The following is an 8,558-nucleotide window of genomic DNA, read 5'->3' as shown; positions in this document are numbered from 1 at the left end:
CCCGGAATCCATAACCACCATCGTGAGTATGGATTCCGGGCTCGCACTACGCGCCCCGGAATGACAAAGGGGGCGGGCGGACTCTTCATCCACCCTGCCTCAACTTCGCCAGCACCTTCAGCCCGCCATAGCCGTCCGCCGGCAAAATGCCGGCCTTGCGCTGGAAGTCCTTGATCGCCTTCATGGTGTCGTTGCCGACGCGGCCGTCGGTGCCGCCGGTGTCGAAACCGGCCTTGGTCAGCCGCGTCTGCATCTCCTGCACCTCGGCGAGCGTCAGCGCGCGCTCCGAGCCCGGGAAGGGCTGGATGAAGGGCGGCCCGCCGAGGCAGCGGTCGCCGAGATGGCAGATCGCGAGCGCATAGTTCATCGAGGGATTGTAGCTCTTCACCGAATAGAAGTTCGGACCCAGCAGGAACGTCGGGCCGCCCGGAACCGGCGTCCACATCTGCGCCGAGGCGTTGGGCTGCGGGAAGGGCGCCCCGTCGGCGCGGGTGACGCCGGCTGCCTGCCAGGCCGCATAGGTGCGGGTACCGCTGAAATTGCCGGGCGCGCGCGCCTCATAGCCCCAGTGCTCGCCGCGGTGCCATTTGCCGCGATTGACGAGGTATTTCGCGGTCGAGCCGAGCGCGTCGTCGGGCCGGCCGAACGGCGAGACCTTGCCGTCGCCGTCATAGTCGATGCCGACATTGAGCCAGACCTCCGGCATCCATTGCGAATGCCCCATCGCGCCGGCCCAGGAGCCCCGCATCTCCTCCGGCGTGCTCCAGCCCTTGTCGACGATGCGCAGCGCGTTGATCAGTTCGGTCTCCCAATAGGCCTTGCGCCGCGGCTCGTTCCAGGCGAGCGCCGCCAGCGAAGGAAACACCGGCCTCATGTGGTTCTGCTGCACGAGCGGATCGCCATAGGCCGACTCCACGCCCCACAGTGCGAGCAGCGTGCCGCGCTCGACGCCGAAGTCGCGCTCGATGCGGGCGAACAGGGCCTCGTTGGCCTTCAGCGCGATCTTGCCGTTGATGATGCGCCAGTCCGAGACGCGGCGGTTGATGTATTGCCAGATCTGCTCATGGAATTCCGGCTGGTTGCGGATCTCCTTGAACACGCTCATGTCGGGCTCGACCCGGCCCATGGCGCGCTGCCAGGTCGCGGCCGAGATGCCCCTGGCGAGCGCGCGGGCGCGAAAGCCCTCGCGCCATTGCTCGAAGCCGGGCGGGGCCGCGGCGAGCAGGGACGCGGGCGAGGCGAGCAGGGCGATCGCCCCGAGCGCGGATTGCAGCACGGTGCGGCGGGTCGGGTGAGGCGAGGAATCAGGCTGGGTCATGGTCTCATTCTAGCCGGAAGCAGTGCGGCGCGCAGGGCATCGCCTTGGAGGTATCGCCTTGGAGGAATCCGAGTTTCAGTCCGCGACGATCAATCTGAGGAAATCCGCCGGCGGATAGCCGGCCGCGACGTAGCAGCAGAATGCGAAGCCGAGACCGTGAACGACGCTCGCAAGCGTGAACAGCATCGGGTTCTCTTCGAGATCGAACGAATAGCCACGCGTGTAGATCACACCCGTGCGCCAGGCGCGGATCAGCGTCCACAGGATGACGAGCCCGATGAATGCCGCTGCCGCTTGCCCAATCGAGATTGCCACGCGCGCCTCCGGTCGAGACCCCGAAGCTAGCGACCGCCGCTTAATTTTGCGCTGACGGAAGCTAGCCATCGTCCTGCGTCTCCGCCGCGATGCGTGCGAGCCAGCGCCGGATGGTCGCCTCGGCGCTCCGGCCGAGCCCGGCCGCGAGCCGTCGCTCCAGCGCCGCCACGCGGCGGCGGCAGTTGGTGTGCAGCGCCGTGCCGCGGCGGGTCAGGGTCCATTGCAGGACCCGGCCGTGGATCGGGTGCGGGGCGCTGCGGATCGCGCCGTCGCGCTCGAGATTGCCGATGATGACGCCGACGGTCTGCGGGGTCAGCATCGCGATGCGGGCGACGTCGGCGCCCGACAGTCCCGGATAGGCGTTGAGCATGGTCAGCACCGCAAATTGCGGCGGCGTGACGCCGAGATCGGAAAGCGTGCGTTCCATCTTCAGCCGCGTCGCGGCCTGGGCCAGGCGCAGCAGATAGGCGAGGTGGCCGGCCTCGCCGCGCTTGCCCCGGCCAGGCGGCGGCGGGCGGCCGGCGAGCGCAATGGCCGCCGGCTCGCCGGTTCCGCGCGGCCGGCGTTTCGCGCCCGTGACCCTTTCCGGCTTTGCCGGCCGGACTCCCCTTCGCCGCCTCGCGATCATCCGCTTCATCGAGCAATCCGTCTTGCGCATGATATAAGTGCTCTTATAACCTGTCAGGATACTGATAACAATACGAGGTGAACGACATGTCGCACGCCCGCAGCGAATACGAAAACTTCAAGGCGCTCACGCCCGATGCCTACGAGGTGGTGCTTGCGCTCGGTCAGCTCGCGGCCAAGGCCGGCCTCGACAAGCAGCTTCTGGAGCTGATCAAGCTGCGCGCCTCGCAGATCAACGGCTGCGCCTTCTGCGTGCAGCATCACATCCTGCTGTCCGAGCGTCTCGGCGTGCCCGCCGACAAGCTCAACCTGGTTGCGGTCTGGCGAGAAGCGCCGGTCTTTTCCGCGCGCGAGCGCGCGGCGCTGGCCTGGACCGAGGCGCTGACCCTGCTGCCGGCCGGCGTCAGCGATGAGGTGTTTGCGGAGGCGAGCCGCGAATTCTCCGAGAAGGAGCTGATGTACCTCACCTCGGCGGTGGCCTCGATCAACACCTGGAACCGGTTCGGCGCGGCCTATCGCTGGTCGCCGGCGAAACGGCCGGCTGCCGCCAATGCCGCGACTTCGTGACGGAGCATTGCCATGACGTCAGTCGCAACAATTTCGCCGGGAAACGCACGGCCTCAATCGCAAATGCTCGGACTTGCCGCGGTCGCCGGCCTTGCCTGCGCGCTCGCCATCGGCCGGGCGCTGCCGGTGACGATGGATGCCGTCTCGGGCGCGCTGGCGCCGCTGTGCGCAACCGTGTCCGGAAGCTCGCCGCTCGACAGAGTGGAGCCGATCGCCTCCTATCCCTTGCCGAACGTGCCCGGCAAGCGCGTCACCATCGTGCGCGTGTTCTACGGTCCCGGCGGCTTCACCCCACCGCATCGCCACGCCGGATCGGTGACCGCCTACATCACCCGGGGCGAGATCCGGTCCCAGCTCGGCGGCGGCCCGGTCGAGACCTTCAAGGTCGGGCAATCCTTCTTCGAGCCGCCGGGCTCGACCCACATGGTCTCGGCCAACGCCAGCACGACCGAGCCCGCCGAACTGATCGCGGTGTTCGTGGCGGACGAAGGCGCGCAGCTCACGACGTTGCTGGAGTAGCGATTGGCTGGCGGATCCGATCGCGTCGCCTCTACAGGCTGGGTATGTTCGATGGGTGTCGCACGAGAGCAACTCGTCGCAATCTTGACATTATGCCCCTGATTTGCCCGACGAGTCAAACGATTTCGTAAAATCCGTATGGCGAGCCGTCGACCCTTGACGGCCACGGTGCATGGGGTTGAACCGCGTATTTTTGATTTTCGGGCCCGGAGACCCGATCCGGCTCGTCAGTTCTCCTCGCCGCCTTCGCGCGCGTCGGGCTTCGTCGCGTGGTCCGGCAGCGCGTGGGCGACCGGCTGCGGCGAGCCGGCGATCTCCGGGCCGGTCTCGCGGCCGCGTCCGCGGATCAGGCGCTCATAGGCGGAAACCAGCGTGACGTAGGGGTTGACCCAGATCCATCCGTCGCGGGTGAAAACCTGCACGTCGAAATGCAGGTGGAGCGAGGTGCCGGCGGGGTGGTCGAGATAGTTCGAGACCACGCCGATCCTCTCGCCCTCGACGACGATGCGGCCGTTGAGAAGCCCGTCCGCGTTCATCGCCTGCGGGTTCATGTGCATGTAGCGGAAGCGGATATGCTCGGTCCGGCCGTTGACCTGCAGCGTGGCGGACTGGTCCCTGCGCCCGCGGATCACGGTGGCGTCGCGGACGGCGACCACGGCCTGCTGCCTTAGATTGCAGCGGTCTTCGCTGTTGGGCGGGCATTCGGCCGGCCGGATGTCCTCGCCCTGATGGCCGTAGCCGCCGGCGCACTGCCAGACCTCGAAGCTGCGCGACTCGCAGAAATTGTCGCGCCACGGATAGCCCCGGGAGGCCTCCTTGTAGCGCCGGCCGTTGGCTTGCGAGTGGACGAAGGCCGGCGCCTTCTCCAGCGGAAAGCGGATCTGCGAATAGGCCAGGACGTCCGGGCGACCGCTCTGCCTGTGGTAACCGGTGTTCGGGATGATGTCGCCGCTCGGCCGATAGGTGAAGTCGGGCGAACGCTCGGCCGGCCGGTCGACGAGCATGGAGGCAGTATCCATCAACGGCCGCATGCGTTGGCCGCCCGCCACGTGAAGGGCCCTCAGGAAGCGCTCGGCAACCGGGTAGGCCTCCTTGCACGCCAGCCGCCGCGCCTTGGCGACGCTGTCCAGGCACTGGATCGACACCACATAGGCAGCGCCGAAACGCGTGAAGGCGTAGCGAACGTAGCCTTCGCGGATGAATTTGCGCAGGTCCGGGTATTGGGCGGCGAGGGCCTTGACCGGCTCGCCCTTGCCGCCAGCGGGATCGGCGAGATCGTAGATCAGCGCCGAGCCGGTGATCTGCACCTCGACCGGACGCGCGAACACGCGCGACGGCATGCCGTCGCCGGCGCCGGGCTCGAGCGAGAAGCTCGCGCTATAGCCGGCGGGGCCGGCGTCGAACATTTCGGCGGGACTGAAATCGGCCTGATAGCGCGCCAGCGCCGGGCTCGACGATCCGCCGCCGTGCTGCGCCTCGATGTATGCCGCCGCGTCGAAGGGCAACAGGACCGGCACCGTGCTGCGCGTGATGCCGGCGAAGAATTGTGAGCTGACCGCGTTGAGCTGGACGAGCGCTGGAATCGAGCGCGGATCGAACCGCGACACCGTGCGCCGCGGCACGAAGACGAAGTCGCCGGCGACGGCCGGGTGCGCATTGATCTCGCTGCGCAGCTGGTCAACGGCCGCGCGCCAGTCGACGCGCAGCGCCGACAGCGAGGCGGTGCGGAATTCGTCTGCGGTGACGGACGGGGCGGCTGCCACGAGCAGCGGGAGCGCAGCCAACAGGCGCGAAGCGAACCCGACAGCCCCGTTGCGCAATGTCCCCGCCCCCCGGCGATCCCCGATCCTCAGCCGCCAGCCTAGTCCTTGGCGCGCTCGCAGTAAGAGCCGTCTTCGGTCATCACCACGATACGGGTTCCGACCGAGATGTGCGGCGGCACGCCGGTGCGGATGCCGTTGGACAGCACCGCAGGCTTGTAGGAGGAGGAGGCGGTCTGGCCTTTGGTCACCGGCTCGGTCTCCACCACCTCCAGCGTCACGCGCTGCGGCAGCGCGATCGAGACCGGGTTGGCGTCGTGCATGGAGAGCTTGACCGTCATGTTCTCCTGCAGGTACGCGGAGGCGCTGCCGACGATGTCCTTGGCCACCTGGACCTGATCGTAGGTCTCCGGGTTCATGAAGTGGAAGCCGTCGCCGTCCTCATAGAGGTAGGTGTAGTTGCGTTCCTCGATCGTGGCCTTCTCGACCTGGTCGGTCGTCTTGTAGCGCTCGGAGATCTTTACCCCGTCGCTGATTCGGCGCATTTCGATCTGGCTGACGGGGGTTCCCTTGCCGGGATGGATGTTCTCGGCGCTGACGACGACGTAAAGCTTGCCGTCTTGCTCGATCACGTTGCCCTTGCGAATAGAACTGGCGATGACTTTCAAAGCTGTATTTCCTGCTTGCTTGGCCCGGCACCGGCCAGGGCGTGGTCGTGTTGATGGGGGACTTCAGGGCCGCCCCGGAGCCACAATCGGGACCCCGGCGGCCGTTTCGGGCGGCAACATACTGATTTTGCCGGTGGATGCCAGCGTTTTGCTCGGGCCTGGGAGGGGCGGTTAATGGCCGGGGAGATGCCCATCTCGCCGTTCTGGTCGCCGGCCAGGCATGTCGACAGGCGGCCGTTCCTGCAGGCGCGGGGCGCCATCGCGGCCGCGGTGCGGGCTTTTTTCGCCGAGCAGGGCTTCGTCGAGGTCGAAACCTCGATCCTGCAGGTGTCCCCCGGCAACGAGACCCATCTGCACGCTCCGCGCACCGAAATCGTCTGTCCCGACGGCGGCAGGGCCGCGCGTTATTTGCGCACGTCCCCCGAATTCGCCTGCAAGAAGCTCCTTGCCGCCGGCGAGCCCAGAATCTTCGAGCTGGCACGGGTGTTTCGCGACCGGGAGCGCGGCGACCTGCACCTGCCCGAATTCACCATGCTGGAATGGTACCGGGCCAATGCCGCCTACGACGCCATCATGGCCGACTGCATCGTGGTCGTCGCGCATGCCGCGCAGGCGACCGGGATCGGCCAGTTCTCCTTCCGCGGACGGACCTGCGACCCCTTTGCCGAGCCGGAACTGCTGACGGTCGGCTATGCCTTCGAGCGCTTTGCCGGCATCGACCTGCTTTCGACCATCCGCGACGGCGAGGGCGACCGCGGCGCGCTTGCAGCGGCCGCCGGGCGGAAGGTCCGTATTGCGGACGACGACACCTGGTCCGACATCTTCAGCAAGGTCCTGGTCGAGCATGTTGAGCCCCATCTGGGGCAGGAGCGCTTGAGCATCCTGTTCGAATATCCGGCGCCCGAGGCGGCGCTGGCGCGGGTCAAGGCTTCCGATCCGCGCGTCGCCGAGCGCTTCGAGATCTATGCCTGCGGCGTCGAGCTCGCCAACGGCTTTGGCGAACTGACCGACGCGCAGGAGCAGCGCCGCCGCTTCCAGTCGGCGATGGCCGAAAAGCAGCGCCGCTATGGCGAGTCCTATCCGCTGGACGAGGATTTTCTGGCCGCGGTCGCCGGCATGCCGGAGGCGAGCGGCGTCGCGCTCGGCTTCGACCGGTTGGTGATGCTGGCGAGCGGAGCGCCCAGGGTCGATCAGGTGGTGTGGACGCCGCCCGTGGACGAGTCATGACCAAAGCGCGCCCAGCACTCACCTTGCGCGAGCCCGCCGAGCTGGTGGAGCAGGGGCTGGCGCCGGCATCTGCGCTGTCCGCGCTCGAGCGCGTCGCATCGCGCTATGCGGTGGCGCTGACGCCGGAGCTCGCCGGGCTGATCGACACCTCGGATCCCGACGATCCGATCGCGCGGCAGTTCATTCCGAGTGCGGCGGAGCTCGACGCCCGGCCCGGCGAAAACGCCGATCCGATCGGCGACTACCCACATTCACCGGTGCCCGGCATCGTGCATCGCTATCCGGACCGGGTGCTGTTCAAGCTCGTTCACGTCTGCGCGGTCTACTGCCGCTTCTGCTTCCGCCGCGAGATGGTCGGTCCCGGCAAGGAGAGCGCCCTGTCGGACAGCGCCTATCGTGCCGCAATCGACTACATCCGCGCGCACCCGGAGGTGTGGGAAGTCATCCTCACGGGCGGCGATCCCCTGATGCTGTCGCCGCGGCGGCTGGCCGAGATCATGACCGATCTCGCCTCGATCGAGCACGTCAGGATCATTCGCCTGCACACCCGCGTGCCGGTCGCCGATCCGGACCGGGTCAGCGACGAGATGGTGGCGGCGTTGAAGGCGGAAGGCGCAACCACCTGGGTGGGGCTGCACGCCAACCACGCGCGCGAGCTGACGGAGGCGGCCCGCGCCGCCTGCGCGCGCCTGGTCGATGCCGGTATTCCCATGGTGAGCCAGTCCGTGCTGTTGCGCGGCGTCAATGACACCATCGAGGCGTTGTCGGACTTGATGCGCGCGTTCGTCGAATGCCGGATCAAGCCCTACTACCTGCATCACGGCGACCTTGCGCCGGGAACCGCGCACCTGCGCACGACGCTGGCCGAGGGGCAGGAGCTGATGCGGCAGTTGCGCGGGCGGGTCTCGGGCCTCTGCCAGCCGGACTATGTCCTCGACATTCCCGGCGGCGCCGGCAAGTCTCCGGTCGGACCGAACTATGTGACTGCGGTGCAAAATACCGCAGCCCATGAACGTGAACGAGGAATGGAAACGCGCTATCGTATTGCGGATTATTGTGGCGATACTCATCTCTATCCTCCCGAAACGTGAACGGGGGGACGAGTGGTCAAGCGGATTGGAGGGGCAGAATGAGAAGAACGATCGTATCGCCGGCGCTTCTGGCGTTGCTCCTGGCGCCACTCCTGATATTGCCTGGCGGCGGCCCCGCCATCGCGCAGAGCGGCGGCAGCAAGGGCTCCCCGTCGGGACAGTCGACCGGTTCCGGCTCGGTACCGCAGGCGCCCGTCGGTCACCGCCAGCCGCGCGCCTCCGACGTGCCGAGCGAGAAGAACCTGAGCGATCCCAGCGATCCCCTGAGCAAGGAAAACCAGGCGCTCGACAAGAAGATCAAGAGCATCTGCCGCGGCTGCTGAGAGGCCGCAACGGGCAGGGCGCGACAGCATCGCCCCGCCCGCTCCCGCTCCTTCAGGCCGAGCGTTCCTGGAGGTTTGCACGTTTCGCGCTGCGGCGCATCCCGACCGCCGTGGCGAGCTGCCTGAGAACCGCCGCCGTGGTC

General features: G+C 67.5%; 10 protein-coding genes. 5 read left to right on the top strand and 5 right to left on the bottom strand.

All coding sequences use genetic code 11. The features are described 5' to 3' along the window. Positions 1–85: 85 nt before the first annotated feature. The 3 genes from KGM94_RS20900 to KGM94_RS20890 form a co-directional block, all read right to left on the bottom strand. The gene (locus KGM94_RS20900) at positions 86–1,318 is read right to left on the bottom strand and encodes a lytic murein transglycosylase (protein ID WP_300263642.1); all 1,233 of its coding nucleotides are present in this window, start codon (positions 1,316–1,318) and stop codon (positions 86–88) included. 75 nt (positions 1,319–1,393) lie between these two features. Continuing rightward, a complete protein-coding gene (locus KGM94_RS20895) occupies positions 1,394–1,633 on the bottom strand; it encodes a hypothetical protein (protein WP_300263640.1) in 240 nt (79 codons plus the stop codon). 61 nt (positions 1,634–1,694) lie between these two features. Beyond that, positions 1,695–2,291 (bottom strand): MarR family transcriptional regulator, encoded by a 597-nt coding sequence (locus KGM94_RS20890; protein ID WP_300263638.1) that lies wholly within the window; start codon positions 2,289–2,291, stop codon positions 1,695–1,697. Positions 2,292–2,347: 56 nt separating this feature from the next. Here KGM94_RS20890 and KGM94_RS20885 point away from each other — a divergent pair, with 56 nt between their 5' ends. Together KGM94_RS20885 and KGM94_RS20880 are read left to right on the top strand one after the other, a co-directional pair. After that, on the top strand, positions 2,348–2,827 hold the full coding sequence (locus KGM94_RS20885; RefSeq protein WP_300263635.1) for a carboxymuconolactone decarboxylase family protein: 480 nt from the start codon (positions 2,348–2,350) through the stop codon (positions 2,825–2,827). A gap of 12 nt (positions 2,828–2,839) precedes the next feature. Next, entirely contained in the window at positions 2,840–3,346 is a 507-nt protein-coding gene (locus tag KGM94_RS20880) for a cupin domain-containing protein (RefSeq protein ID WP_300263632.1), read from the top strand. 227 nt (positions 3,347–3,573) lie between these two features. Here KGM94_RS20880 and KGM94_RS20875 read toward each other — a convergent pair whose 3' ends face one another. Together KGM94_RS20875 and efp are read right to left on the bottom strand one after the other, a co-directional pair. Then, the gene (locus tag KGM94_RS20875; RefSeq protein WP_300263630.1) at positions 3,574–5,130 is read right to left on the bottom strand and encodes a M23 family peptidase; all 1,557 of its coding nucleotides are present in this window, start codon (positions 5,128–5,130) and stop codon (positions 3,574–3,576) included. A gap of 77 nt (positions 5,131–5,207) precedes the next feature. Continuing rightward, positions 5,208–5,774 carry an elongation factor P gene (gene efp / locus KGM94_RS20870; RefSeq protein WP_300263628.1) on the bottom strand — a complete coding sequence of 189 codons (567 nt, stop codon included), beginning with the start codon at positions 5,772–5,774 and terminating at the stop codon, positions 5,208–5,210. Between the two features lie 174 nt (positions 5,775–5,948). Between efp and epmA the strand changes: the two genes are divergently transcribed. The 3 genes from epmA to KGM94_RS20855 are packed head-to-tail and all read left to right on the top strand — an operon-like array spanning position 5,949 to position 8,415. Beyond that, complete coding sequence (gene epmA / locus KGM94_RS20865; protein WP_300263625.1) at positions 5,949–7,001, top strand: EF-P lysine aminoacylase EpmA; 1,053 nt, start codon at positions 5,949–5,951, stop codon at positions 6,999–7,001. After that, a complete protein-coding gene (locus KGM94_RS20860) occupies positions 6,998–8,092 on the top strand; it encodes a lysine-2,3-aminomutase-like protein (protein WP_300263623.1) in 1,095 nt (364 codons plus the stop codon). Before epmA ends, KGM94_RS20860 begins: the two co-directional genes overlap by 4 nt. Before the next feature lie 38 nt (positions 8,093–8,130). Beyond that, on the top strand, positions 8,131–8,415 hold the full coding sequence (locus KGM94_RS20855) for a hypothetical protein (RefSeq protein ID WP_300263621.1): 285 nt from the start codon (positions 8,131–8,133) through the stop codon (positions 8,413–8,415). Positions 8,416–8,558 lie beyond the last annotated feature (143 nt).

Source organism: Bradyrhizobium sp. (genome assembly GCF_028868675.1).
GTDB lineage: Bacteria > Pseudomonadota > Alphaproteobacteria > Rhizobiales > Xanthobacteraceae > Bradyrhizobium.
This window is presented reverse-complemented; position numbering and strand designations above follow the sequence as displayed.